The 25,932-nt window shown below is 65.8% G+C and carries 26 protein-coding genes, 1 tRNA gene and 1 pseudogene; 13 read left to right on the top strand and 15 right to left on the bottom strand.

Annotated features, from left to right (window positions below):
- Nucleotides 1–118 precede the first annotated feature (118 nt).
- The gene (gene glnA / locus NKJ34_RS05920) at nt 119–1,489 is read left to right on the top strand and encodes a type I glutamate--ammonia ligase (protein WP_253737358.1); all 1,371 of its coding nucleotides are present in this window, start codon (nt 119–121) and stop codon (nt 1,487–1,489) included.
- Here the strand turns inward: glnA and NKJ34_RS05925 are convergent.
- From NKJ34_RS05925 to NKJ34_RS05935, 3 genes are all read right to left on the bottom strand, one after another.
- Entirely contained in the window at nt 1,486–2,409 is a 924-nt protein-coding gene (locus NKJ34_RS05925) for a phosphatase PAP2 family protein (protein ID WP_253737359.1), read from the bottom strand. The genes glnA and NKJ34_RS05925 overlap by 4 nt on opposite strands.
- Nucleotides 2,410–2,473: 64 nt before the next feature.
- On the bottom strand, nt 2,474–3,832 hold the full coding sequence (locus tag NKJ34_RS05930) for a YihY/virulence factor BrkB family protein (protein ID WP_253737360.1): 1,359 nt from the start codon (nt 3,830–3,832) through the stop codon (nt 2,474–2,476).
- Between the two features lie 103 nt (nt 3,833–3,935).
- The gene (locus tag NKJ34_RS05935) at nt 3,936–5,066 is read right to left on the bottom strand and encodes a tRNA (guanine(26)-N(2))-dimethyltransferase (protein WP_253737361.1); all 1,131 of its coding nucleotides are present in this window, start codon (nt 5,064–5,066) and stop codon (nt 3,936–3,938) included.
- Between the two features lie 31 nt (nt 5,067–5,097).
- Between NKJ34_RS05935 and NKJ34_RS05940 the strand changes: the two genes are divergently transcribed.
- Entirely contained in the window at nt 5,098–5,496 is a 399-nt protein-coding gene (locus tag NKJ34_RS05940) for a hypothetical protein (RefSeq protein WP_256488597.1), read from the top strand.
- Between the two features lie 17 nt (nt 5,497–5,513).
- Here NKJ34_RS05940 and NKJ34_RS05945 read toward each other — a convergent pair whose 3' ends face one another.
- Entirely contained in the window at nt 5,514–5,873 is a 360-nt protein-coding gene (locus NKJ34_RS05945; RefSeq protein ID WP_253737363.1) for a response regulator, read from the bottom strand.
- 60 nt (nt 5,874–5,933) lie between these two features.
- The gene (locus NKJ34_RS05950) at nt 5,934–6,620 is read right to left on the bottom strand and encodes a hypothetical protein (RefSeq protein WP_253737364.1); all 687 of its coding nucleotides are present in this window, start codon (nt 6,618–6,620) and stop codon (nt 5,934–5,936) included.
- A gap of 90 nt (nt 6,621–6,710) precedes the next feature.
- Here NKJ34_RS05950 and NKJ34_RS05955 point away from each other — a divergent pair, with 90 nt between their 5' ends.
- Together NKJ34_RS05955 and NKJ34_RS05960 are read left to right on the top strand one after the other, a co-directional pair.
- Nucleotides 6,711–7,166 (top strand): TRAM domain-containing protein, encoded by a 456-nt coding sequence (locus NKJ34_RS05955; RefSeq protein ID WP_253737365.1) that lies wholly within the window; start codon nt 6,711–6,713, stop codon nt 7,164–7,166.
- A 76-nt stretch (nt 7,167–7,242) separates the two neighbouring features.
- Nucleotides 7,243–7,737: a Tfx family DNA-binding protein gene (locus tag NKJ34_RS05960; RefSeq protein ID WP_253737367.1), complete on the top strand. Its 495-nt coding sequence runs from the start codon at nt 7,243–7,245 to the stop codon at nt 7,735–7,737.
- A gap of 28 nt (nt 7,738–7,765) precedes the next feature.
- On the opposite strand, the gene NKJ34_RS05965 is transcribed toward NKJ34_RS05960, so the two are convergent.
- Entirely contained in the window at nt 7,766–8,050 is a 285-nt protein-coding gene (locus NKJ34_RS05965) for a DUF7091 family protein (RefSeq protein ID WP_253737369.1), read from the bottom strand.
- 121 nt (nt 8,051–8,171) lie between these two features.
- On the opposite strand from NKJ34_RS05965, the gene NKJ34_RS05970 reads away from it, so the two are divergent.
- The 3 genes from NKJ34_RS05970 to NKJ34_RS05980 all read left to right on the top strand — a co-directional run bounded on the left by NKJ34_RS05970 (nt 8,172) and on the right by NKJ34_RS05980 (nt 10,239).
- Nucleotides 8,172–9,104: a replication factor A gene (locus NKJ34_RS05970; protein WP_253737370.1), complete on the top strand. Its 933-nt coding sequence runs from the start codon at nt 8,172–8,174 to the stop codon at nt 9,102–9,104.
- Nucleotides 9,101–9,724, top strand: a complete 624-nt coding sequence (locus tag NKJ34_RS05975) for an RPA family protein (protein ID WP_253737371.1) — start codon at nt 9,101–9,103, stop codon at nt 9,722–9,724. The genes NKJ34_RS05970 and NKJ34_RS05975 overlap by 4 nt, the downstream gene beginning before the upstream one ends.
- A 110-nt stretch (nt 9,725–9,834) precedes the next feature.
- On the top strand, nt 9,835–10,239 hold the full coding sequence (locus tag NKJ34_RS05980; RefSeq protein WP_253737372.1) for a DUF8146 domain-containing protein: 405 nt from the start codon (nt 9,835–9,837) through the stop codon (nt 10,237–10,239).
- 16 nt (nt 10,240–10,255) lie between these two features.
- On the opposite strand, the gene NKJ34_RS05985 is transcribed toward NKJ34_RS05980, so the two are convergent.
- Complete coding sequence (locus NKJ34_RS05985; protein ID WP_253737373.1) at nt 10,256–10,714, bottom strand: DUF5814 domain-containing protein; 459 nt, start codon at nt 10,712–10,714, stop codon at nt 10,256–10,258.
- A 134-nt stretch (nt 10,715–10,848) separates the two neighbouring features.
- Here NKJ34_RS05985 and NKJ34_RS05990 point away from each other — a divergent pair.
- A tRNA-His gene (locus tag NKJ34_RS05990) sits at nt 10,849–10,921 on the top strand.
- A gap of 558 nt (nt 10,922–11,479) precedes the next feature.
- On the opposite strand, the gene NKJ34_RS05995 is transcribed toward NKJ34_RS05990, so the two are convergent.
- Nucleotides 11,480–13,825, bottom strand: a complete 2,346-nt coding sequence (locus NKJ34_RS05995; protein WP_253737374.1) for a methyl-accepting chemotaxis protein — start codon at nt 13,823–13,825, stop codon at nt 11,480–11,482.
- Nucleotides 13,826–14,008: 183 nt separating this feature from the next.
- On the opposite strand from NKJ34_RS05995, the gene NKJ34_RS06000 reads away from it, so the two are divergent.
- The gene (locus tag NKJ34_RS06000; protein ID WP_253737375.1) at nt 14,009–14,644 is read left to right on the top strand and encodes an ArsR/SmtB family transcription factor; all 636 of its coding nucleotides are present in this window, start codon (nt 14,009–14,011) and stop codon (nt 14,642–14,644) included.
- 17 nt (nt 14,645–14,661) lie between these two features.
- Here the strand turns inward: NKJ34_RS06000 and NKJ34_RS06005 are convergent, their stop codons facing one another.
- A complete protein-coding gene (locus tag NKJ34_RS06005; RefSeq protein ID WP_253737376.1) occupies nt 14,662–15,846 on the bottom strand; it encodes a CBS domain-containing protein in 1,185 nt (394 codons plus the stop codon).
- 147 nt (nt 15,847–15,993) lie between these two features.
- On the opposite strand from NKJ34_RS06005, the gene NKJ34_RS06010 reads away from it, so the two are divergent.
- Together NKJ34_RS06010 and NKJ34_RS06015 are read left to right on the top strand one after the other, a co-directional pair.
- Nucleotides 15,994–18,060, top strand: a complete 2,067-nt coding sequence (locus NKJ34_RS06010) for a DEAD/DEAH box helicase (protein ID WP_253737377.1) — start codon at nt 15,994–15,996, stop codon at nt 18,058–18,060.
- Nucleotides 18,061–18,296: 236 nt separating this feature from the next.
- Nucleotides 18,297–18,614, top strand: a complete 318-nt coding sequence (locus NKJ34_RS06015; protein WP_253737378.1) for an RPA12/RPB9/RPC11 RNA polymerase family protein — start codon at nt 18,297–18,299, stop codon at nt 18,612–18,614.
- A 160-nt stretch (nt 18,615–18,774) separates the two neighbouring features.
- On the opposite strand, the gene NKJ34_RS06020 is transcribed toward NKJ34_RS06015, so the two are convergent.
- The 4 genes and pseudogenes from NKJ34_RS06020 to trmB form a co-directional block, all read right to left on the bottom strand.
- Complete coding sequence (locus tag NKJ34_RS06020; protein ID WP_253737379.1) at nt 18,775–19,836, bottom strand: Gfo/Idh/MocA family protein; 1,062 nt, start codon at nt 19,834–19,836, stop codon at nt 18,775–18,777.
- 147 nt (nt 19,837–19,983) lie between these two features.
- Nucleotides 19,984–20,565 carry a MogA/MoaB family molybdenum cofactor biosynthesis protein gene (locus NKJ34_RS15950; protein ID WP_425491775.1) on the bottom strand — a complete coding sequence of 194 codons (582 nt, stop codon included), beginning with the start codon at nt 20,563–20,565 and terminating at the stop codon, nt 19,984–19,986.
- 66 nt (nt 20,566–20,631) lie between these two features.
- A pseudogene (locus NKJ34_RS15955) lies at nt 20,632–21,369 on the bottom strand (response regulator); the annotation flags it as partial.
- Nucleotides 21,370–21,433: 64 nt separating this feature from the next.
- Complete coding sequence (gene trmB / locus NKJ34_RS06030; RefSeq protein WP_253737381.1) at nt 21,434–22,483, bottom strand: HTH-type sugar sensing transcriptional regulator TrmB; 1,050 nt, start codon at nt 22,481–22,483, stop codon at nt 21,434–21,436.
- A 113-nt stretch (nt 22,484–22,596) separates the two neighbouring features.
- Between trmB and NKJ34_RS06035 the strand changes: the two genes are divergently transcribed.
- Complete coding sequence (locus NKJ34_RS06035) at nt 22,597–23,901, top strand: twin-arginine translocation signal domain-containing protein (protein ID WP_253737382.1); 1,305 nt, start codon at nt 22,597–22,599, stop codon at nt 23,899–23,901.
- Between the two features lie 129 nt (nt 23,902–24,030).
- Nucleotides 24,031–24,225: a cold-shock protein gene (locus tag NKJ34_RS06040; protein ID WP_253737383.1), complete on the top strand. Its 195-nt coding sequence runs from the start codon at nt 24,031–24,033 to the stop codon at nt 24,223–24,225.
- A gap of 78 nt (nt 24,226–24,303) precedes the next feature.
- Here NKJ34_RS06040 and NKJ34_RS06045 read toward each other — a convergent pair whose 3' ends face one another.
- Both NKJ34_RS06045 and NKJ34_RS06050 read right to left on the bottom strand, forming a co-directional pair.
- The gene (locus tag NKJ34_RS06045) at nt 24,304–25,380 is read right to left on the bottom strand and encodes an ATP-binding response regulator (protein WP_253737384.1); all 1,077 of its coding nucleotides are present in this window, start codon (nt 25,378–25,380) and stop codon (nt 24,304–24,306) included.
- Entirely contained in the window at nt 25,381–25,821 is a 441-nt protein-coding gene (locus tag NKJ34_RS06050) for a response regulator (protein ID WP_253737385.1), read from the bottom strand.
- Between the last annotated feature and the right edge of the window lie 111 nt (nt 25,822–25,932).

Consider the following 25,932-nt stretch of genomic DNA (forward strand, 5'->3'; position numbering starts at 1 on the left):
CACCACACACCGGGGGGATTAGAATTTTACGAATATCCAGTTTCTCAGAGCCCGCGGCGTAATTGCACTAAGCGACAAGATCTTTATACTGGCAGCGAATGGGATAGATGTCCACAACATGACGGAAAAAAACGTTGCCACTGATGGTGGATTGACGGAGAAGGAACAGGCAGTTATTGACGAAATCGAAGAAGAAGGAATCGACTTCCTTCGACTACAGTTCACGGATATCCTCGGTGTCGTAAAGAACGTTTCAGTTCCGGCCCGGCAGGCCGAAAAGGCCTTTACCGACGGGATCTACTTCGACGGCTCCTCGATCGAGGGGTTCGTCCGGATTCAGGAGTCCGACATGCGGCTGAAGCCCGATCCGGACACCTTCGCCGTGCTCCCATGGAGACAGAAGGAAGAGAGCAGTTCGGCACGACTCATCTGTGACATCATCAACACCTCTACCGGTGAGCCTTTCGAGGGCGACCCACGCTATGTGCTCCAGCAGGCCATCGACCGGGCCGAGGAACACGGCTACGACGTCAACGTCGCTCCCGAACCGGAGTTCTTCCTGTTCAAGCAGGACGAAGACGGCTATGCGACCACCGACTTCGCCGACCAGGGTGGCTACTTCGACCTCGCACCGAAGGACCTCGCCAGCGACGTCCGGCGTGACATCATCTTCGCGCTCGAAGACATGGGCTTCGAGATCGAAGCCAGCCACCACGAGGTCGCCGAGGGTCAGTACGAGATCAACTTCGAGTACGACGACGCGCTGACCACCGCCGACAACGTGGCGACGTTCCGGACGGTCGTCCGTGCGGTCGCCGCACAGCACGACCTGCACGCAACGTTCATGCCCAAGCCCGTGCCGCGGATCAACGGCTCGGGGATGCACACCCACATGTCGCTGTTCGAGGACGGCGAGAACGCCTTCCACGACAGCTCCGACGAGTTCGACCTGAGCGACACCGCTCACTCGTTCCTCGCCGGCATCCTCGACCACGCGCCCGCCATCTGTGCGGTCACCGACCCGACGGTCAACTCCTACAAGCGTCTCGTCCCCGGCTACGAGGCACCCGTCTACGTCGCGTGGTCCGACCGCAACCGCTCGGCGCTGATCCGCAAGCCGGCCGCGCGCATCCCGGCGGCCAGCCGTATCGAGGCTCGCTTCCCCGATCCGTCCTGTAACCCGTACCTCGCCTTCGCCGCGCTGCTCAACGCCGGTATCGACGGCATCGAGCGTGATCTCGATGCCCCGGACCCGATCCGCGAGAACATCTACGAGTTCGACGAAGAGAAACGTGAAGAGTACGGTATCGAGACGCTGCCGACCAACCTCGGCGAGGCCATCGAGGCCCTCGAAAACGACGAAGTCATCTACAGCGGACTCGGCGAGCACGCCGGTCCCAAGTTCGTCGAAGCCAAGAAGGCCGAGTTCAAGGACTACCTCGTCGACGTCTCCCAGTGGGAGCTCGACGAGTACCTCGAAAAGTTCTAAGCCTCGACCGGCTCCGATTTCCCGCTTTTTTCGCGTCGCTCCGTGAGCAGTGGCAACAGCAGGATCGTCCCGACAGCGCCGCCGCTCGCCACTACCGCCCCGACCGCCGGGAGCAGACCCGCGTACGCCGCGATCCAAAGGCCACCAGCGACCGCGAGCCCCGCGGCCGCGAGCGGCGTCGACACCGGCGGGGCGTCGACGAGTCGGTCGCCGAACCGTCGCCACGCCACGACGCCGCCAATGGCGGTGCCGATCCCGATGGCGCCCTGAAGAACCTCCTCGGCGTGGCCGCCCTGTAGCGCAACCGCGAGACCGACCACTGATACCACGCCGCCGAGTGCGAAGATTCGCTCGGGATAGAACTGGCCGTCGTCGCGGCCCACCGCGAGCCCCACGGCGATCAGGGTCGACCCCAAAACGATCCCGGCGACGATATCACGGACGTAGTGAACGTCGAGGACGACCCGCGAGAGGCTGATCAGGACGATCAGACTGCCGGCGAGAAGATACCGGACCCGTTTCCGGCCGACCGACAGCAGGAGCCCCAGCCCGCCGTAGACGACCGTTGCGGCGGTCGCGTGGCCGCTGGGGAACGTAAAGCCGTCCGAGTCGATCTCGCCGGCGACAAACGAGTCGACGACGAGCGGGAGACCCGCGGGGTCGACCGGCGTTACCGCCGGTCGGGGAATCGCGGTCGCGCTTTTCAATGCCAACACCGCGGCCAGCCCCAGCGTCGCAAACCCGATACAGACGGCCGCGACTGCTCGGGCATCGTCGACGTACCGGGGACCGATCCAGTAGAGCGCCGACAGGCCGACGAGAACGAACCACGCGTCGCCAAGCAGCGTGATAAACGCGAAGACGACGACGAGGAGTTCCGCAGCCGAGACCGCGGCGATCGGGGAAGACAGAGGGAGCATCGAGCGGCGCTACAGCAGCCACCGGTTAAGCAGGTGTGGTTTCGGTCGCGGCGCGCGACCCGTTTCAGTTCCGCCGGTCCCGAGCCATATCGATGGCCTTCCCCGGCACACCGAGCAGGTTCAAACCGAAGCCGACGACGACGAAGACGACATAGAGGCCGAGCGTCGACAGGAAGATGATGAGCATGGCGACGATAGCCAGCAGATCGCTGTTGAACAGGTAGAACGCCCCCAGCGTCAGGGCCGTCCCGTACAGCAACACGAGGTAGGGCCCCCAGCCGCGGGCGTGGCCGCGGCGCATCCGCGAGCGGACGTAGCGTTTGAGTTCGGACTCGACACTGGGTTTGTCGACCGTCCGCGCTTGGATATCTGACTCGAAGGCGTCGAACTCCGCCCGGAGCCGGTCGACCCGCTCGTCGATCTCGCTGATATCGGGGGCTCCTTGGGGCTCGGTTCGGCTCCCGTCCTCGGCAACACCAGTCTCCGCAGCGTCGGCGTCGGTGTCGGTCGACGCCTCGCTTCCCTCACGCGCCATATGTCCCGACTCATGGCCGCCGCCCTGTTGTAACTGCCGGTCGGCTGACGCGGTCTCGGGTCCGTCGCCGCCGTCGGTTTCGGGGCTGAACGGCGGCCCCCTCGCGGCGGCACCGGCTCGGACCGCGTTCACGACGGCCCCGAGAATCACGATCACGGCGGCGAAATACAGCCACGTCACGAGCAGCAGGATCCCGCCGAGGACGCCGTAGGCCTCGTACTGGCCCGCATTGGCGGCGTAGACCTGAAACCCCGCCTGCAGCAGCGTCCAGCCGACCCCGGCAAACACCGCCCCCGGAAGCGCCTCCCGAAACGGGATCGGCGGGTTCGGGAACTGCCGATAGATCGGCAACAGCACCACCGTGAGGATGGCCGGCAGCGCGAGGATGCCGACGAGCTGATCGGCCGGACCGAGCGGGAGTGCCGTCAGCACGGTTCCGGCACCGACCATGACACCGACGCCGACGCCGATGGATACGACGGCAACCATTCCGTCGACGAGTTGGCCGACGAAGCTCGCGGACTCGACTTGGCCGTAGACGGCGAGGAACGCGGTGTTCAGTGCACGAAATACCTTGAGCGTACTCCACACGAGGACGACGACGCCGACGACGGTCGCCCCGCCGCGGCCGGACGTGCCTGCGATCGCCCCCGCAATGGCATCCGCACCCGCTGGCGTCAGGAACTCCTGTGTCCGGCCGACCAGTTGGTCGGCGATTTCCTCGCCGGCGAGCGTCGTGGCGACGACCAACAGCAGCAGCAACGACGGCAAAAGCGAGACGAACGCGTAGTAGGCGATACTGGCGGCTAGAAACGTGATCTGTTGCTCGCGGGCCGTCTCGACGACTGCCCTAGCCGTCGACACGCCGGATCGGGCACGGGAACTCACACCATCCCCTACCGGCGAATTACCCAAAAGCATCCGGATATTCCAGCCATACAAACCGTCTGTAGCTGAGGAACACCTATCGAAGAAACGGTCGCCCCAGCGGTCAGTCGACCGGCTCGGGGGCGGCGGCCGCGCGGATCTCATCGACCGTCGCCGTCGTCTTGAACGCCGTCCCGCTGTAGTGGGCTTTCGAGGCCTCGTACCCCGCCGCCCGCAGGTCCGCGACGAACTCGTCCATCGCGTTGGCGGGGACGCCCCACGTCTTACAGAGCCGGTGTTGGTCGTAGTGGGTCGGGGTGTCGATCTCGGCGGCGACCGTCGACAACAGCCGTTCGGCGCGGGCGGCAGTGTCGAGTTCCGGCGTTAGGTGGTCGATAACCGACTCGGTGAACGCGCTGTCGGCGACCGGCCCGAGCCACACCGGGCCCGCCGTTAGGGTCCGACTACTCCCACAGTTCGGACACTCCTCGGGGACCGATTCGGGGTAGTGACCGAACTCGTGGGTGCGGGCGAGACAGTCCTCGCAGTGGTGGATGAACCCGAGGGATTCGAGCAGCGAGTCGGCTGCCGTCGCCCGGTGGTCGAGTTCGAGGTAGGTCCGGGCGTAGTGCCGCGAGACGTGCGAACAGATCGGTTCGGCGGCGACGTCGTAGCGGGCGGCGGTCCGAACCAGCGCCGACAGCAGCGTCCGCAATCCCATTTCGGGATGATAATCCGTATTCTGCGGGACGGCGCTGTACTTCCGGATCCCGCTCTGGAGGTGGGCCCCACACAGCGGCGCGGTGTCGGTCGCGGTGACACACACCACGTTCCGGGTGGTCGCGAACGCCGCGTCGGCGAAGGGGATCGGCGTCCCGAAGGGGTCGAGGTCGACCACGTCGAACATCGACTCGTGGAGCAGGGCGTTGACGTTCCGGTTTTTCACCTCGCCATCGAGATCGTTGCGAGCGAGGTTCTCGCGGGCCAACTCGGCGGCTTCGCTGTCGATATCACAGCAGGTGACGCTGTAGCCCTCGTTTGCCGCCCGCACCCCGCGGATGCCGGAAGCGGCCATCGCATCGAGATAGGTGTCGACCCGCGGCTCTCGCTGTTGGTAGGCCCGCAGGACCGCGACCGTGATATCGCGGTTCAGTTCCATCGTCGGGTTGAAGAAGACGCCGTCGCCGCTTCCCTCGCGGGTCCCGTCCCGTGGCTGGTCGACGGTGACGGTGAGGCCCCCTTCGGTGAGTTCCATACCGGGGGTGGAACCGGTGTGTCAAAAAAGGATGCGAAGCCAGCACCGAACCTGTTTTGATGGCGGTGTGAGTAGGACCGCTGTGGCAGAGATCGACGACTGGCGGGGGGCGCTTGCGGCGGCCGGCGAGCTACAGCCGGCGATCGTCGAGGCCATCCTCTCGGTCCACGGCGACCGCGGCCAGCGGGCCATCGAAGCGGTCTCCGAGCGACGGGTCAAGCGCTACCGCGATTTCACGGTCGTCGTCGGCTACGACGACGAGTACGTGATCGAGGACGGACGCTGTACCTGCAAGGACAGTCAGTACAACCTCGATCCGGCCGACCCGACCCAGCGGTGCTGGCACGTGCTCGCGGCCGCCATCGCCGACCGGATCGACGCCGTCGACGAACACGACATGTGGTATTCGGACGTCCGTGAGTTCGTCTGACCGACAGTAAGAACCGATTACTCAAGTATCGAGTCGAACTCTTCGAGGAGTTTCGTCTCCGAGACGGGTTTGGTCACGTAGCCGTCGGCCCCGGCTTTGGCGGCCTGTCGCATCTTCTCTTCCTGTTCGACGCTGGTACACATGACGACGATCGTCTCCGGCGAGCGGGTTTTGATCTCCCGGAGCGCTTCGATCCCGGTCATCTCCGGCATCACGATATCCAGTGTGATCACCTCGGGCTCGTACTCTTCGAACTTCTCGACGGCCTCCTGCCCGTTTTCGGCGGTGTCGACGACGTCGAACCGCTCGTCCAGCGTGTCGGAAACGACGGTCCGCTGAAACGACGAGTCGTCTACGACAAGCGTCCGGAATGCCATGGTTCCACTGCGAGGGTTCTCCATATAGGTGTTATCCATCCGAGGGACACCGCAGCCTCGCTACGTGGTATTCGCCCCGATCGGTGCGGAGAGTGCGACGACGAGCAGCGGCCCGAAGACGGCCGCCAGCGCTGCGGTCACCCACGGATCCGGCAGACCTGCCGTCGTAACCCCGACGATCACGAGCCCCGCCGCCGCCACCAGACCGGCGACGAGCCGGCGACGCTGGTGGCGACGACTGGGCGGGGCCGACCGCACCGCGAACACGCCTCCGGCGACGTACACCAAGAGGGCACTGACCGCGCCGGAGACGCCCGCTCCCGCGGCGATCCCCGCGGCCAGCAGGCCGGCAGCACCCACGGTACATGCCCACTCGACCCGGCGCGGCGAGAGCCACGCTGGCGGCGAGCCGTACCGTGCGGCGTAGGCCGCCAGTGGAAGGACGACGCCCAGTGCGAACGGTAGACCGAACAGTAGCGCCGCGGTGGGCGGCGAGAACAGCCGGACGACATCGACGAGGATGCCACCCCCCAGTAGTCCGCCGACAGCCACGACCGGTCGGGGCGGAAGCACCGTCGTCGGATCGGTGTCGGTGTGGACCGCGTAGGCCACAAACGGGTAGCCGAAGGCGGCCCCGACGACGACCGCGGAGTAGAATTCGCCGACCGAAAACAGCACGAAGCCGCCGAAGACGACGCCGAGCAACGCCCCAGCCACCAGTGCCAACTCCGGCGCGTACCGGTTCATACTCACCGCTAGGCCGCCGTGAGCAAGAGTCGCTCGATTCGCGGCCTCACCAGCGGAAGCGTTTAGACGACCCCCTGATTACGAGGTGATATGGCGAACTGTCCACTGGCGGACGACTGCCCGGAGTTCTCCGAGCGGATCCAGGGTATGGGGTGTCAGCACTACGGCGACCGCGGCGGGGCTGAGTGGTGCCAACACTACGAGCGGCCGATCAGCGAGCTGAAACAGCAGCCGATCCAGCCCGGCGACGAGGTCGTCGTCGACGTCACCGACATGCACGAAAGCGGGGCCGGCGTCGGCCGCACCGACGACGGCTTCATCGTCTTCGTCGACGGGCTCCTGCCGGAGTCTCGTGCGAAGGTTCGGATCGACCGCGTGCTGTCGAACCACGCGAAAGCCAAGGAGATCGTCGAACGCCTCCCGATGGAGGACGACGAGGAGTCGGCCGACGACGCCGCGGCCGACGGTGACGACGACGAACCGACCCGCGGCGGGGCCGACCGGGACGACCGCCTCGGTAGCCGCGAGAACTTCTGGGGCGGGTAACCCCATACGACTGGGCGTCGCCCCGGTGGACAGTCAGTGCTGTATCTTTTTCCGCACCGCCCGCAAAGCCGCTGCCATGAGCGACGAGACCGACCAGTCGGCGTCCGAAGCCGAGCCCGACGTCGACGCGCTGCTCGAACGAGCGGGGTTCGATCCGGACACGAGCGTGTTGACCCGTCGGCAGGCCGAGGTGTTGGCCCTCCGCGAACAGGGGATGCGCCAGCGGGATATCGCCGAGTTACTCGGGACCTCCCGGGCGAACGTCTCGAACGTCGAGGCCAGCGCACGAGAAAACATCGACCGCGCCCGCGAGACGATCGCCTTCGCCGACGCCGTCGCCGCCCCGGTCCGGGTCGAGATCCCGGCCGGGACCGACCTCTTCGACGTCCCGACGCTGGTGTTCGACGCCTGCGACGACGCCGGCCTAAAGGTCAAACACACCGCTCCGGAGCTGATGAACGTCGTCAGCGACGGTGCCGACGACGCAGTCGAGGGGCGGGCGATCCACGAACGGCTCCTCGTCGGTGTCACCGAAAGCGGTGCAGTCCGGGTCCGCCAGTCCGGCGAGTAGCTGCCGACTACCGGACGGTAGCTACCGGCTACCAGGTCTCGATCCGGCCGGCGTCGATGTCCTCGACACAGCCGATACAGTCGGTGTGGTCCGGGTCGAAGCAGACCGGCACACCGTCGTCGACGTCGATCGCGCGTCGCTCGGCGTAGCGCCGACAGACGAGTTTGGCGCGGCCGTTGTCGTCGGTCGGCAGCGAGTCGGCTGCGGGGGCGGCCTCGTCTTTGCCAGCGGAGTAGGCCCGGCGCGTGCGCTCGTACTCCCGGCCGAGTTCGCGGAGCCGGTCGCGCACGAACGCCTCGAAACGCTCGTCCATGGGCCGGCTACGGTCGCAGATCCTATAGCTCCGTTGGCGGTGGTCGCCCGGTAGTTTTTATATTATGAGGGTCCAACCCCCGCTTGTCTCCCATTGAAAACAGCGCGGAGACAGAGATACCATGAGTGAGTTGCAGAAACACGCAGCCGAGATTGCGGCACAGTTTTCGGACCACACCGACGTCGACGCCGAGGAGATCGAACAGCGGCTCGACCAGTTGGTCAGCGAATACAAAGTCCCGGTCGACGAGGCCCGACGGAGCGTCACCAACAGCCTCCTCGAGGAGGCCGACATGGACCGCGAGGAGTTGGGCCGCGGCGGCGCGGAGGCCGTCCTCGTCGGCGAGATCGATCAGGACGAACAGTGGGTCGACGTCACGGTACAGGTCGTCGACCTCTGGGAGCCCCGGAGCGACTCGATCGCGCAGGTCGGTCTCGTAGGCGACGAGTCCGGCCGGACCAAATTCGTCGCCTTCGAGACCTCCGACCTCCCCGAACTGGAGGAGGGCGCGAGCTACAAACTGGCCAACGTCGTCACCGACGAGTATCAGGGCGACTACTCGATCAAACTCAACCGGACGACGACGATCACCGAACTCGACGAGACGGTCGAGGTCGGCGACGACACGACAACCGTCGACGGCGCGCTGGTCGACGTCCAGTCCGGCTCGGGGCTGATCAAGCGCTGTCCCGAGGAGGGCTGTACCCGCGTCCTCCAGAACGGCCGCTGTTCGGAACACGGCGAGGTCGACGGCGAGTTCGATCTCCGGATCAAGGCCGTCCTCGACGACGGCCGGCAGGTACAGGACGTGATCTTCAACCGCGAGGCCACCGAGGAGCTCACCGGCATCGGACTCGAAGACGCCAAACAGCAGGCCCAAGACGCCCTCGACACCTCGGTCGTCGCCGAGGGCATCCGGACCGATATCGTGGGGCGCTACTACCGGGTGACCGGCCCGACGCTGGGTCGATACGTGCTGGCAAACGAGTTCGAGCGGCTGGAACGGCCGACAGATACGGCTGCGATCCGCGCCGCAGCGGGGGTCGACCGATGAGCGCCGACCAGTCGGTGCCGACCCGCGAGGTCGCCCAACGCGTCTTCGCCGCCGAGTTCAACGACGCCAGCTACACGTTCAAGGAGTCCGACGACGACCGTGCGCCTGTGTACGCCCTGTTACCGACGGGTGAACGCGCCAACCGCGTCTTTTTCGTCGGCACGCTGACCGAGACCGACGACGTCGGCGACGACAGCGAGTACTGGCAGGGGCGAATCGTCGACCCGACGGGGACGTTCTTCGTCTACGCGGGGCAGTACCAGCCCGAGGCCGCCAGCACGCTGCGGGAACTCGAACCGCCCGCCTATGTGGCCGTGGTCGGCAAGCCCCGAACCTACGAGACCGACGACGGCTCGATCACAGTCTCGGTGCGGCCCGAATCGATCACGCCGGTCGACGCCGCCACCCGCGATCGGTGGGTCGCCGAGACCGCCGAACGAACCCTCGACCGCATCGAGGCCTTCGACGACGAGGCCAACGAGTACGCCCGGATGGCCCGCGAGGAGTACGGCGAAGACCTCTCGGCCCACCGTGAGGCCGTCGTCGAAGCGCTCGACAGCCTCGACGACGATGGCGCGTCGGACGACGCTGCCGAGCCGCCGGTCGACGGCGAACCATAGGCCTACCCACCGCCCACCGTTTCACCTTTTTGCCGCGACCGAGCCGTGTGGCTGTCTGACAAATACTTAAATATCCGGCGTGTGCAGAGTCACGCAGAGAGGACGCAGGAATGGGAAACAAAAACAAGACGATCTCGTTCCGTGTCAACGAGGACGCCTTCGAGACGCTTCGTGAGATCGCCGAGGAGCGGGACATTTCGCTGTCGGCGGTGTTCCGGGACTACGTCGACATGCTGGTCGACTACGACGGCCGCGTCGAGGTCGTCCCCGAGAACGAACTCGACGAGCGCCGGGAGTCGGGGGAGTTCCCGCCGACCGTCGAGGTGCCCAAGAGCTTCGTCCGGGAGCACGAACGGCTCGAACTCGAAGCCGAACACCTCCGCGAGCAGTTGGAAGAGCACAAACAGTACGTCAACCACCTCCGACAACAGGTCGACGCCGAAGACGAGGAGGACGTCGTCTATCTCGAAGACCTCGACGGCGAGTCCGACGAGCCGTCGTTCCAGATCGGGTAGTCGCTGTCTACCGGTGTTAGCCGTTGGTTAACTCGCGTTTTGCGTCGTGGAGTTCGTCTCGGCGGTCCCGACTGGCTTCGATTTCGGCCAGCGCCTCGGCGGCTTCGAGCGTCCGGACCGACTGATCGAGAAACGAGAGGATGTCGCCGGAGTAGGCATACAGCATGTAGTCGTCGCCCATCACGTCGACGATGGCGTCGGGGCCGAACCCTTGAGCGCGGAGCTCCAGCAGGTACTGGATGAACTTGCGTTCGGCACAGCCACAGTAGGGGTGAGACTCGCAGTCACAATCGAGGAAGTCCTCGGCGAAATCCAACACGCGGTCCTGAGTGGTCGAATCGAGGTTCGCGAGGCTGTCGCCGGTAAACAGCAGGTCCAGCGTCGCCCCGGCGAAGGCACTTTTGGGAAAGCTCGTCTCCAACTGGGAAGCGAGCTGGCGGTGGTTTTTGACGTAGATCTTGTCCGTGATGGCCACAGCTACCCGAAGATTGCGGTGGGAGCCTCAAAAGCATCGCGTTCGTGGCCCTCGATGGGGTGTGAGAGTCGACCTCGCGGGGAACCCCGAGTCGTAACGTATTTCTTTACGAGTAGTGTACCGACGAGTGCGTGTCCGGGGTAGGGTAGTGGACTATCCTTCAGCCTTGTGGAGGCTGAGACGCGGGTTCGATTCTCGCCCCTGGACCTTTTTGCTCCGAGCACTAACGCGAGGAGCTGAACGTCTATCTGAAGAGAATCGAACCCTGCCAGTCGCGCGCAGCGAAGCGAGCACGTCTGGCTTCGGTTCGATTCTCGCCCCTGGACCTTCTCCTGAACGTTACCCTTTGAGCGTGTGCTCCGTTCGGAGCAGACGGGAGACCGATATCGAATGGTGGGAGACTATGATTCTTGGCTCGCCGCGTCGACCGACCCTACACAGTTAGGGTCAATCGTTTAGTTATCGATCCCCCTACAGGAAGATGCAGATACGGGGTGCAGCGCCGTCGGCTCGGTCCCCCTACTGCCGACGGTGATGCCCTTGGATACGTCTGCCCTCCCACAGGCCGCTGGCCGCGTGCTCGCAGGTGGCGTTGCCCTCCCTCTCCCCCTACGCCTGTCAGACCCCCCGCTGACGACACAGCCACCCCTCGCGGCCAGCCGGTTTCGAATCTACTCCTGGGAGCGTCCCGTTTCGACCGCGTCGACGGGTTTTTCTCAGTGCTTCCGCATCGAACAGCGCCGGCAGCGGAGCGACCGATTGGGGTCAGGAATCGGAGCCGCCGTCGGTGGCGGCCGGCCCTCCGAAGCGGCTCGACCACGCCGACGCGGACACCGACGGGCCGCCACGCTCGCCGTCGACGACCGTCCCGACCGTGTCACCGCCCGCAGCACCGGCCTCGGTGTCCGTCTCGAAGGTCCCGAGCAGTTCGCCGAGTTGGTGGGCCTGCGCCGACAGACTGTCGACGGTGGCGGTCACCGTCTGCATCCGTTCGGCCTGTTCGGTAGCGTCGCTGGCGGCGGCGTCGGCGGCGTTCGCGGTCTCGGTGCTCACTTCCGAGACCTCAATCAGCTCGCTCATCACCGCCTGCGTGGAGTCGGCCTGCTGGGAGACCGCCCGATCGATCTCGGCGATCCCGGTGGCCGTCTCCTCGATATCGTCGACGATGGTGTCGAACGCCGCCAGCGCCTCGTCGATGGTCTCGGCTCCGTCGTCGACCTTGCCGCGGGCGTGTTCCATCTCGGCGGCGGTCTCGTCGGTCTGGGTTTTGAGCTCCGCGATGGTCGACTCGATGTCGCCGGTCGCCGCTTGGGTCTCCTCGGCGAGGCTCTTGACCTCCGTGGCGACCGCGCCGAACCCGTCGCTGTCGGCCCGTGCGGCCTCGATGGCGGCGTTGAGTGCGAGGATGTTGGTCTGGTCGGCGATCTCGGTGATGAGTTCGGTCACGTCCTCGATGTCGTCGACCAGCGCCGCCAGTTGATCGACCTGTTCGGCCGCCGCGACCGTTCGGTGCTCGATGGCATCGAGTTCGTCCTGGGCCGCGCGGGCGGCCTCCCGGCCTGCCGCCCCGTTGTCGAGGACCTCGTCGGCGGCGGTGGCGACCTCGGCGGCCGCCGAGGAGGCCTCCTCGACGCTGGCCGACAGCGACTCGGTCTCCTCGCGGACCGTCTGCAGGCTGCTGGCCTGTCCCGTCGACTCCTCGGCGATCGTCGCCATCCCATCGGCCAGCGTCTCGCTGGTGTGGTGGGCGCTGACGACGCTGTCGGCGACCATCGCCGTTTCCGCCTCGACAGCATCACCGAACTGCCGGACCTCCTGGATCGTCTCGGCCCACTCGTCGACCATCGCGTTGAACGCCGCGGCGATCTCGGCCATCGCGTCGCTGTCGGTGTCGGTCGAGAGCCGGCGGGTGAGATCACCCTCGGCGCAGGCGTCCATCGTCTCGCCGAAGGCGGCGGCGGTCGACTCCAGTCGGTCGTTGAGCGCTTCGGCTTCCTCGCGGGCGGTTTGGGCCCGCTGGCGTTCGGCCTCGGCCTGCTGATGGGCGGCCTCGGCCTCGGCGATCTCCTCGCGGAGCGAACACCGCATCGAATCGAGCGCCCGATAGACGTCGCCGAACTCGTCGCGCCGATCGGTTTCGATCGACGTTTCGAGGTCCCCATCCCGGAGCCTGTTGGCCCGTGCGGCGAGATCCGTGACCGACCGCACGGTGTTGCGGCCGATCGTGAGCCCGATCCCGCCGAGGCCGGCGACGAGCACGCCGAGCAACAGGAGGATCTGTTTCGAGACGGTGTCTCGGAGCCCGTAGGCCGCGTCGATCGGGACCTGCGTGGTCATCGTCCAGCCGTCGGCCCCGGTGGCCGCGTAGCCGACCGCCAACTGCTGGCCCGCCGTCGTCGTGGTCGTGCCCGTGTCGTCACCGACGCCACGGCCGTCGACCGGTGCCTCTGCCAGCAGCGCGCTCTGGTTGCTCGAGAGGACGACCGTCCCGGAGTCGTTGACGACCGCCGACGTCCGGTCTCCTTTGGTGCCCGTGCCGAACAGTTCGAAAGAGAGTTTCGAGAGGTCGACCACCGAGACGAGCACGCGGTCGTCGCCGCTCGGCGGCGTGGTCACCGCGAGGACGACCGGCCGCTCGTCGTCGATGCGGAACGGTTCGGAGTAGCTCGTCCGGCCGTTGGGCCCGTCGGCCAGCCGCTGGACGCGCTCGGCGACCGAGGGCCGCAGACGGCCGTCGCCGTCGTCGATCTCGACCTGTCCTGCCTCCACTGCCACGGCCGCCGCCGAGGGGTCGACCAGCGACGCGCCGACGATCTCCCGCTGGGTCGACACGCGAGTGAGTTGGCTGTGGGCCCCGAGGTCGTCGCCGGACCGGACCGGCGTCGACCGCATCACCGAGACGAACTGTTGGTTGGTCAATCGCTGCCAGTTGTCGATCTGTGCCGCGTCGCTCGTCGCCCGCGACTCCAGTTGGGCCTCGGTACTCTCGGTGAGTTCGTCGTCGACCGTGGTATAAATAGCCACGCCGACACCCCCGACGAGCACCGCGATCACGAGCAATGACAACGCAAGCTTTGCTCCGTACCGCTCCCGGATCTCGAAGCCACCCATTGGTGCCGTTCTACGACGTACCCACTAGTACATTGATATGAACACACTGTATCCGAACGTACTGCCTGCGTCCGGTCTAGTTGGATCTTGTGGCATATTGTGTCATAAATACCGATACGTAAATCGGGTTTCAGTCACCACAAACTATACGCCACATCGTTCGTATCGGATTATAAGTCGACAATGAAAAGTCTGCTCCCGCTGAAATCCCGCGTCGAACCCACCGACGACGGGGCCACTGTCGTCTCTATTGCCGATGATGCTGCCGACGAAGTCTTCGAGACGCTGTCGTCGTCGACGGCGCGGCAGATTCTGGCGGCACTCTACGAGGAGCCCCGCCCGGCGAGCGAACTCGCCGCCGAGACCGACACCACCGTCCAAAACGTGCGCTACCATCTCGAAAACCTCCAGGACGCCGAGTTGATCGCCGCCGCCGATACGTGGTACTCGGAGAAGGGCACCGAGATGACGGTGTATGCGCCATGTGAGGCGGCGCTCGTCGTTACCGCGGGCACGGAGTCGACCACCGATCGGCTCAAGGCCACGATCAAAGACCTCCTCGGCGCGCTGGGGGTGTTCGGCCTCCTCAGCCTGTTGGTGCAGTACGTCGCCACGACCTACCTCCAGTCCGCCCCGACCGACGACTCCGCCGCGGGGCCGGAGCCGATGTCCGTGGAGACGACCGACGCCGCGACCGCGGCTGACCGGGCCGCCGGCGGTGGCCTCGTCGAGTTCCTGACCGAGCCGGGTGTCGTCTTCTTTCTCGGCTGCGTGATCGCGCTCGTCGTCGTGGTCGTCCTGATTCGTCGACGGCAGTGACGGCAGTCGGCCGCGGATTACCGGATCGGCGGTAGATCGGACGCCGACCCCGATCCGATGAGCGAACTGTTGTCGCCGCGGCTCTGGATCACATTGAACGCCGTCATCAGATCGGTCCGGGAGATGATGCCCCGAAGATTCCCCTGGCCGTCGACCACCGGTAGTCGGCCGACGCCGTGTTCCTGCATGGTCCGCAGGGCGGTGATCGCGTCGGCGTCGGGGGCGATCTGCTGGATGTCGCGTTCCATCACGTCCTCGACGCGATAGGCGTCGCGTTCGATCTCCTTGATCGTCCGGGCGTCGTCCAGCGTCACCATCCCCACGAGGTCGCCGCGGGCGTCGACCACCGGGTAGCCGGTGTGCCGCTCGGTGAACATCCGGCCGACGAGTTCGGCGACCGTCGACTCGGCTTCGACGACGTGAAGCTCTTCACCGGGGGTCATGATGTCCCGGACCGAAACGCCCTGAAAGGCGGCCTTGATCGTCGACTGCTGGGCCTCGCCGGAGGCCGCGATGTAGATGAAGAACGCCAGGAGGATAAACAGCGGGCTGAATGCGAACAGCCCGACCATCCCGAGCAGGAACGCGAAGATCTTGCCCACCTCGGCGGCCAGTTGGGTCGCCCGAGCGTGGGGGCGTTTGCGGGCCAGCAGCGCGCGGAGTACCCGGCCGCCGTCCATCGGGAACCCCGGAAGCATGTTGAAGAGCGCCAGCGTGACGTTCATCACGGCCAGATAGCCGAGGACGAACTGGACGGCCCCCAACCCCGGGGGGACCAGCCTGAACGCGCCGTAGGAGACGATCCCGACGAGCACGCTCACCACGGGACCGGCGATGGCGATGGTGAACTCCTTGTGCCAGTCTTCGGGCATCTCCCGGAAGCTCGCGACCCCGCCCAGCAGCCACAGCGTGATCGACTCGATTTCGAGCCCGTAGCGCATCGCCACCAGCGAGTGACCGAACTCGTGGAGCAACACGCCGAAAAACAGCCCGCCGGCGGCCGCAAAGCCGAGGAGCCACGGCGTCGACCCGGCGGTCAGCGAATCGGTGGCGATCGATCCGCCGAGGACGCGGTTGACGAGTTCGGCCAGCGTGATGATATCCGAGCCGATAATCCACGCGAACACCGGCAAAACGAGCAGAAACGTCCAGTTGAGTTGGATGGGGATGCCGAAGGCGCTCCCGAGACGAATGCCACGCATACCCACAGGTAGTCGCCGAGCCGGTATTAAATTGGCCGTCGACCAGCGTCGTCGGCTCGCGGCCGCCGTCTACGGTGCCCCTGTGTCGGGCTCGCACGTCGACACCGAGCCGAACCGCTGATATACCACGCTCGCATACCGTCGGGCGTGTCTCAGCAGGTCGCGCAGGTCGGTACGCTGTTCCTCCACGAATCCGGCGACAGCTACCGCGTCGTCGCCCGGAAAAACGGCAGCCGCGTCTTCCACGGCAGCCTCGACGTCAAGGAGACGAGCGCCGGCCCCCGGCCGGGGCGGTTTCGTCGTAAACAGGGCTCCAGCGAGGAGCCCCGCGATCCGACCGAGTTCGTCGACCTCGCGCGCAACGCCTCTCGTATCCGGATCTCTCAGCAGACCTCCACGCAGGGCCGCCAGGAACTCCAGGACCTCCTCGATGGCTACCAACTGGAGGCGGCGGTCGTCCGGACCTGCCGCTACTGCGCCAACGACGGCCGGTACTCCCCCGTAACGAAGGAGACGGCAATCAAGACCGACCGCGAACACATCTGTCCCGACTGCGCGGTCGAAGAGCTCGAACGCGAACTCTCCTACAAGGGGCAGTTCACCGGCTCCGCACAGGACCGGCTCGAAGACCTCCTCTTGGAGGTCCAAGACCTCGACCGGATCGTTGACCTGCTGTCCGGCAACCTCGATCCGGACCTCACCAAGTTCGACACCATCAGCGCGACCGTCGACGACGTCGACCCCGTCAAAACGGCCGACCTCGATCTCCACCCCCGGCTCAAGTCGATGACCGAATCCCGATTCGAATCCTTGCTGCCGGTCCAGAGCCTCTCGGTGCGCAACGGCCTCCTCGACGGTGAGGACCAACTCGTCGTGAGCGCCACGGCGACCGGGAAGACGCTCGTCGGCGAGCTTGCGGGAATTGATCGCGCCCTCAAAGGCAAGGGGAAACTGCTGTTTCTGGTTCCGCTGGTCGCCCTCGCTAACCAGAAACACGAGGACTTCCAGGAACGCTACGACGAGTTGGGCCTCGACGTGACGATCCGGGTCGGCGCGAGCCGGATCGCCGACTCGGGCAGCCAGTTCGACCCCAACGCCGACGTGATCGTCGGTACCTACGAGGGGATCGATCACGCGCTGCGGACCGGCAAGAACCTCGGCGACGTGGGGACGGTCGTCATCGACGAGGTCCACACGCTCAAGGAGGGCGAACGCGGCCACCGCCTCGACGGGCTGATCTCGCGACTCAAATACTACTGCGAACAGCGCGCGAGCGGTGACAGCCACGGCAGCAACTACGACGGCGCACAGTGGGTCTACCTCTCGGCGACCGTCGGCAACCCCGAGTGGTTGGCCGGTCGACTCGGCGCGCGACTCATCGAGTTCGAGGAGCGGCCGGTCCCCATCGAGCGGCACGTCACCTTCGCCGACGAACGCGAGAAGCTGCGGCTCGAAGATAAACTCGTCAAGCGCGCCTTCGACCAGAAGTCCTCGAAGGGATACCGGGGCCAGACGATCATCTTCACCAACTCCCGTCGACGCTGCCACTCGATCAGCCGGAAACTCCAGTACGATTCCGCGCCCTACCACGCTGGCCTCGGCTACAAGAAGCGCAAGAAGGTCGAAAAACAGTTCCTCGATCAGGAGCTGTCGGCGGTCGTCACCACCGCAGCGCTGGCGGCGGGTGTCGACTTCCCGGCCTCACAGGTGATCTTCGACACGCTTGCGATGGGGATCGAGTGGCTCTCCGTCCAGGAGTTCAGCCAGATGCTCGGGCGGGCGGGTCGACCCGACTACCACGATCAGGGGACCGTTTACATGCTGATCGAGCCCGACGCCACCTACCACAACTCGATGGAGATGACCGAAGACGAGGTCGCCTTCAAGTTGTTGAAAGGCGAGATGGAGGACGTCAAGAACGTTTACGACGAGGCGGCGGCTGTCGAGGAGACGCTGGCGAACGTCACCGTCGCGGGCAAAGGGGCCAAACGCCTCAACGACCGGATGCTCGGCGAGATCGACACGACGCGAGCGATCGGTCGACTGCTCGACTGGGAGTTCATCGACGGGCTAGAACCCACGCCGCTTGGCCGGGTCGTCACGCGGCACTTCCTCTCGCCGGACGACGCCTTCCGGCTGCTGGACGGCATTCGGGGGGGCCTCACGCCCTACGAAATCGTCGCCGAACAGGAACTGGCCGACGAGGAGATGTAGCGCTCGTGGTCGACGAACGACGGTAACGAACTCCTGTAGCCGCCAACAGATGGTGGTAGATAGCAGCAACACGGATAGATGCCGGCAAACACCAGTGAGTCCGGCTGTGGATGGGCGAAAAACGTTGCCGGTTGCCGCTTTGCAATCTCAGTTCAGTCACCATTGGCAGTTGCCCGACGTCCGCGACGGATCGGAAGTTAGTACATATATCCGTCATCCGTGTATTCCGACGATATATGCAATTCTGTGACGAGTGTGGCTCGATAATGCACACGGAGGGCGACACGTGGGTGTGTCGCTCCTGTGCGAACGAGGAGCCGCGGGACTCGCAAGCGGAAGCGGCGATGGCGACTCAGGATGGACAGCGGGACGACGGGGCACCCGCCGTGGCCGACGCGACCCGGGGGTCGACCGAGACGGTACAGGAGCCTTGTCCGGCCACCGACTGCGACAGCGATCGGGCCACTTCCGAGATGATGCCGAAGCCGGGCGGCTCCTACGAGGTTCGGCTGTTCACCTGCGTCGAGTGCGGCCACAAGTGGCGCGACTCCTGATACGGTTTGCTGTAGGAAGACCGCATCTCGACTACCCACCAGGGTGACGCTCAAGCCGCAACCGTCGACGGCAGACTATGGGTAGATCTCGCGACACTCGCCGCGTACAGGTACACAGGCTATCTGTGATAGGGAACAGTTCTCAGCAACGGGTCGCAGATCAGTCCAGCGAGATCGCTCGTCCCTGTTCGGACGAGCGGTAGATGGCGTCGATAACTTTCTGGACGGCCAGCCCCTCCTCGACGGTGTTTCGCTCGGGGGGAGAGCCGCCGACATGGTCGAGGAAGTAGCGCTGTTCGGTTTTGTGAGTGTCGGTGGCACGAGTTTCGATCTCGGCGTCGGTGAGGTGGTCCTGTCCGGCGGTGCTGTCCTCGTAGATCGTGAGTTCGTGGCTCGATCGATCGAACGTCGCCCCGGCCTCGGTCCCCCGAAGGATGAAGGCGTCGTTGGTCGGGCGGTTGGTCGCCCATGCGATATCCAGTGAGATCGTCCGGTCGTCGGCCGTCCGGATGAACGCGCTGGCCGAATCGTCGACGTCGAACCCCTCGGGGCCAGTATCGTCGCCCCACATCTCGACGTAGGCGTAATCTTCGCGGGTGCCGAACTGCGAGCGAGCGGTCCCCGAGACCTCGGCGATCCGCGGGAAATCCAGGAAGTACAACGCCAGATCGATGGCGTGGACGCCGATATCGATCAACGCGCCGCCGCCGGCGACCTCCTTCGAAGTGAACCACGACCCCCGGCCGGGGATCCCCCGGCGGCGGATGTAGTTGGCCTCGATGTGGGTGAGTTCGCCGAACCGGCCGTCGGCCTGATACTGTTTGATCACTTCGACGGGGGCGGAAAACCGGTTGTTGAAGCCGACCATACAGAACCCCTCGGCGGCGTAGGCCGCCTCGACGATCCGTTCGGCGCTTGCAACCGAGTGGGCCAGCGGCTTTTCGAGCAGCACGTCACAGCCCGCCTCCAGCGCCGTGACCGTATACTCCTCGTGGAACCGGTTGGGAGTGGTGACAAACAGTGCGTCGACCACGTCGATGAGGTCGCCGACCTGTTCGTACGTCGAGACGTTGAACTCCTCGCTAAAGCCGCGTCTGGCATCGCCGGAGATGTCGACGCCGCCGACGAGTTCGGCGTCCTGTTCGGCCAGCAGTTCGGCGTGGTACCGACCGATGCCGCCGAGGCCGACGATTCCGATCCGTGGTGCTGAGTCAGACGACATTGCTGTAGTGAGTACTCCCGAGTTCGACCGTCGCACAGCAGCGTCCCACGTCATCGACGGGACAACGCACGCGGGGTAGGTCCGTCTGAAAGTCCGCCAGCGTCGACAATAAACCCTGTGACGAATCAACAAGCGGGGAGGTCGGCGCTACGCGTCGGGATCGGCTGCAAGATGCCGCGTCGACAGGCCGACCAGATGCGGGGCCTCCTCGAGGATGATCGCTTCGGTCGCCAACTCGACGGCGTTGGTGCTGCCCGGCACGACGAACACCGGCGTCGCGTCGGCGATGCCGGCGGTCGCCCGCGTCGCCACCACACGCGTCCCGATCTCCCTGTGGGAGAGCCGGCGGAACAGCTCGCCGAACCCCGGCAGCTCGCGGTCGAACCGGGCGGCGACCGCCTCGGGGGTCACGTCGTCGACCGTCGGCCCGGTCCCCCCGGTGGCGATCACGAGGTCGACTGTCGGCTCGGCGACCAGATCGTCGAGGGCCGCCTGGATCGGGGCCCGCCCGTCGGCGACCAGCCGGCGGTCGACGACGCGGTGACCCGCCGCCTCGAACAGCGATTCGATCCGGTCGCCGCCGGGGTCGTCGGGGTCGACAGCCTCGGCCCGCGAGGTCGAGACGGTGATGATCGCCGCCTGAAGTGGGGTGACGATATCGTGGCCGTGGTCGTCGGTCGTCCGCCGGTCCGGATCGGTCGTCGGGGTCGGCTCCGTTGGTTCGGTCATCTCGGCTGTAGCTGCTCGGCTCGAAAACATAAAGCTTCCAGCAGTCTCCCGGTCGTCGGATCGTTTGCGGACGACCCCGACGCTCCCCCCGGAGCCGTCGGCGTCGTCGCCGATTGGAGCAGTGCTGATCTCGGTCGGGATCACCTCACCGTCGGCGGTCCGGACGCCCGCCTCGAAGGCCGACCAGTCGGTCTCGGGATCCCCGCGAACCCCGGCTAGGCAGTCACTACCGACCTGATAGTCGCCGGCTACGAGCAGTTCAGCGGCGTCCATGCCGACGACCTCCTGACGGTCACGACCGAGCATGTCGGCCAGCGCCTCGTTGGCCAGCGTGACCGTTCCCTCGGCGTCGAGCATGTACATCGGGTCGCCGACCGTCTCGACCAGCAGTTCGTACCGTTCGAGCTCTTTTCGGGCCCGATAGCTCTCGACGGCGTTTATGACCCGGTTGGCCAGCAGTTCGTACTGTTCGGTACCAGTCCGTTTCCGGAGGTAGTCCGTTGCCCCCGCCGAGATCGCGTCGCTGGCGATGGTCTCGGATCCCTCGCCGGTAAACAGGACGAACGGCAGGGCGGGGTACCGCTCCCGGACGGCGTCGAGGAACTCGATGCCGGTCATCGATGGCATCCGGTAGTCGCTAACGACGCAGTCGAACGCGCCGGTTTCGAGCCGGTCGAGCCCGTCGGTCGCCATCGATTCGGTGACGACCGACAGGCGGTCGTCGGCCGCGGCGAGGAACTCCGCCGAAAGCTCCAGAAACCGGGTCTCGTCGTCGACGTGGAGTACCCGGATCGGTGCCCCCATGGCCGGCTGTAGGGGACGAATCGAGGTAACTGTTCTGACTGCTGGAGTGTCGCTCCGGGAACGATCAGATCTCCGGCGGGGTCTCACGGCCGATGTGTATCTCTCGGCCCTCGATGTCCTCGAGGGCGGCGACGCGCCCGCCGATCTCGACGCGGCCGGAGTCGGTTGCGACGGTCAGGGAGGCGACCTCCTCGGAGTCGGTGAAGTCGACGCCGACGACCTTCCCCGAGCAGACCCGTGACTCGCCGGTTTCGACGTCCCGGCCCTCGACGGTCGCGTAGAACTCCCCGCCGAGCCCGCGGATGTCCTTGACCGCCCGGCGGATCGAGGCGTACTTCCGGGGAAACGGCCGCTCGGAGCTATCGGTCGCCAGCGTCTCGGCGGTGGTCCACAGCACGGTGCCGAAAAAGCCCGACACCAGAAAGCCCAGCGCCGACCGGTTGAAGATCACGCCGTAGCGGTCGGTGTCGTTCCGGAGGGCGTTCTGCGTGGCGTACACCGAGCGTTCGCCGTCGGCGACCGCCACCACCGGGGTAGTGATCCCGCGGCGGGCCCGGACGGTCGTCGCCACCGAGAGGTAGTCGAACGACGCCGGTTCGGGGGCGGCACTCGCCGGGGTGACAAGCAGGTCGACGCTGACACCGGCGGCGGTTCGGGCCGCCAGCGTGTCGCCGAACTCCTCGAGCAGCTCCGGGGTCAGCGAGACGGCGAGTTCGTACTCCGCCGACTCGATGCACTCGGCGAGATGGCGGACGATCGTCGACCGGGATTTGACCAGCGACACCGCCTCGGTCTCGCGTGCCGGCGCGGTGTAGCGGGCGACCAGTTCGTCGACCAACTCGGTGAACGACGTCTGGATCTCGCCGAAGGCCTCCTCGGGGTCGATGGCGACGATCCGCATCGGTCGGGACTCCCGGAGTTCGACGAGTTGTCGGTCCGCGAGGCTGCGGACGGTGTCGTAGACCCGTGGCTGTGGGATGTCGGTCCGATCGGCGATCTCGCTGGCGGTGAGCTGGCCGTGTTCGAGGACGACCAGATAGGCGTCGATCTCGTACTCGCCCAGATTGAACCGCTCGCCGACCGTATCGAGCGTCTGCCGGAGGTCGTCGGTCATAGTTCGATATCGGAGAGTGTACCTATGAGAGTTACTATACCCCGAGTTACACGCCACCGGATAGATCGGCGGCGTTCGGCATGGTACTTGTATCTGGAGCGGAACAGTCGGCTATGGACCGACGGACGTTCCTGCGAACGACGGGCGTTGCGGGCAGCGCGCTCGCGGTCGCGGGCTGTCTGGACGACGGCGACAGCAGCGAGCCGATCAGCAACATCGGATCGGGCCCACCGGAGTACGACCGGCCACCCTACAGCGCGTGGCCGCCGGCCGAGAGCCACGCCGGCGGCGGGGTCGTCGCCCTCTCGATGCGGCTCGATTCCGCCCACGGCGTCCGACAAGCGCTTGCGGCCGGTCGACTCCCAGTCGACGAGCCACTGGTGGGACTGCCGGCAGCCGCAACCGGGGCGATCCCCGACGCGGTCGCCACGCTCACCAGCTACCCGTTTGCGGCCCCCCTCCGCCGGGCGGTCAACGTCGCCGTCGGCACCGATCCGACCGACGACGACGTAGCCGGCAACGAGACCGTGATCGATCCGGTAAACCGGTCGATCGCCGGCATCATCGAGGAACCGACCGTGGCGGGCAACGAGACGATCGAGTCGACCAACGGAACGACTGTGGACGGGAACACGACAGCCGTCGACGAAAACACGACGGCTGTGGACGGAAACACGACGGCCGCCGACGAGAATACGACGGCCGTGGACGGAAACACGACAGCCGCCGGCGAAAACACGACAGTGGCGGCAAACAGGAGCGCCGAGGGGCCGGTCGTCGACACCCTCGGGATCGAGGTCGACAGGGTCACGCTGGTCGACGGCCTGCTGGTCTGTCACGGTCGCTTCGATACGACAGTGATTGCCGACCGGTACACCGACGGCTTCGAGGAGGTCGACCGACAGCGCGGCATCTCGATCTACGAGGCGACCGACGGCCCGTCGGCGTTCGCCGTCTCCGATGACGTCCTCGTGGTCCCGACCGAGCGGCCCGACCGGGAACCGCCCGCCGAAACCGTCCTCGCCCACGGCCTGAGCGGCTACGTGTCGACGGTCGGCCGGATGGTCGACGACGAGGACGGTCAGTGGCTCTTTGAGTCGACCGGCGAGGCCGCCCTCGCGGTCGCGATCTGGGGGAGCGACGACCCACTCGGATCCGTGGCGTCGATCGATCCCGACGGGCGCATGGTCGACGGCGAGGACCTGCTTGCGAGCGCCGACGGACTGGTCAGCATACTCGACGTGACGACCAACGAGGGGACAGTGACGGGGGGAAACGCGCGGTTCGCCGGACTGTTTTCGACGGCCGCCCCGACCGAAGACGAACTCGACGACCGCCTCGTCGGGGCCGGCACCGACGGCGAGATCTTCGTCGACGCCGAGCGCGTCCACGTGATGGCCGCGTTTGGCGGCAACTGACCCGGTAGGCAGTGGCTACTACAGCGGGCTTGTGGGACTCTCACAGTAAGTGGTGACTACTGCGACCCGGCGCGTGGTACCTCGCCCCGCACAACGCTTATCCCTCCGGCGGCGTTCGGAACAAAGGCAATGGCAAACGGTACGGTTGATTTCTTCAACGACACTGGCGGCTACGGTTTTATCGACACGGAAGATGCTGACGACGACGTGTTCTTCCACATGGAAGACGTCGGCGGTCCGGACCTCGAAGAGGGTCAAGATGTCGAGTTCGACATCGAGCAGTCCCCGAAGGGCCCCCGCGCGAACAACCTGACCCGTCTGTAAGGTCTCGCACCGCACAGACACCCGCTTTCTTCCATATTTCAGCCGGCTAGCGGCAGCGCCACACGGCAACCCGATCGACTACGCGTCCGAGGCGGCTGCCTCGTCGGTGTCGACGCCGGTAAACTCGAAGCGCGCGCCGCCGTCGGTGCCCGTCGTTACTGCGACGTGCCAGCCGTGGGCCTCGGCGATCTCCCGAGCGATGTTGAGCCCGAGGCCGGTGCCGTCCTCGCTGGTCGAGTAGCCGGGGTCGAACACCGAATCACGGTCGTCCTCGGGAATCCCCGGCCCGTCGTCGGCGACGTAAAACCCGTCTTCAAGACCACCGACGTGGATCGAGACGCCGGATCCCTCCACAGAGCCATGTTCCACACTGTTCCGAAAGAGGTTTTCGAGCAGCTGTCGACACCGGCTGCGGTCGGCCCGGATCCGGAGGCCGTCGGTCACCGACAGCGTCGCGTCGTCGGTCGAGACCGATTCCCAACACTCGGCTGCGAGCGCCGCGAGGTCGACGATGTCGGTCTCCTCGACGGTCTCTCCCTCGCGGGCCAGCGTGAGGACGTCCTCGATGATCGCCTCCATCCGGTCGAGGTTGCGTTCGATGACAGCGGCGTGGTCACTGTCGATCATCTCGATGCGCCCCTGAGCGACGCTCAGGGGGTTTCGGAGGTCGTGGCTGACGACGTTGGCGAACCGTTCGAGCCGGGCGTTCTGCCGCCGGAGCGCCTGTTGTTGGGCGTGGCGTTCGAGGGCATACCGGATCGTCCGGCGGAGGAGCGGCCCGTCGACGGTGTCTTTCACCAGATAGTCCTGTGCCCCGCGCTCGATCGCCTCAACGGCGGTGTCGTCGTCCTCCAACCCCGTCAGGACGATAACCGGTACGGGATCGATCCCCTCGGCGGCCGCGATGGCGTCGCTGTACCGGTCGAGAGTGTCGAGACCAGTGCTGGCCGGCAGCCCGAGATCGAGCACTACCAGATCGAACGCGTCGTCCTCGAGTGCCACGATCGCCTCGTCGAGCGATTCGACGGTGACGACGGTCGACGGCGGGAACGACCCGCTTCGGGTGGTCGTGAGGTAGCGCTCGAACAGCGTTGCATCGCCCGGGTTGTCCTCGATGAGGAGCACGCGAAGCTCCCCGTCTGCACCGACCGTCATCTATGTCTCCGGTAGTTTCACGACCTTGAACCAGAAGTTCTCCAGCCGGTCGACGATCTCGACGAAGCCGTCGAAGTCGACTGGTTTGGTCAGATAGGCGTTGGCGTTGAGTTCGTAGGATCTGGCGATGTCCTCCTCCGACTCCGAGCTAGTCAGGACGACGACCGGGATCCGACAGAGGTCGTCGTCCGCCGCGAGTTCCTGTAGCACGTCTTGGCCGTCCTTCCGTGGCATGTTGAGATCCAGCAGGATGAGGTCCGGTCGCGGAGCGTCCTCGTACTCGCCGTGCTGTCGGAGGTAGTCGAGCGCTTCGACGCCGTCGGTGACGACGTGGAGGTTGTTGGCGAGTTTTCCCTGTTCGAGCGCCTTCTTGGTCAGCATGACGTCGCCCGGATTGTCCTCGGCCAACAGTATCTCGACGGTTTTGTCGGGTGCACTCATCGCATCTCACCGCAGCGTAGCCGTCGATTCGAACGGCAGAACCCACTCATTGAGCGGTCTACGCACTCGGCCCGTTTAATGGTTCGGCGACACGTAGACTCGGATACGGAA

This window comes from Halohasta salina (assembly GCF_024178165.1).
In the GTDB taxonomy this organism is placed as follows: Archaea; Halobacteriota; Halobacteria; order Halobacteriales; family Haloferacaceae; genus Halohasta; species Halohasta salina.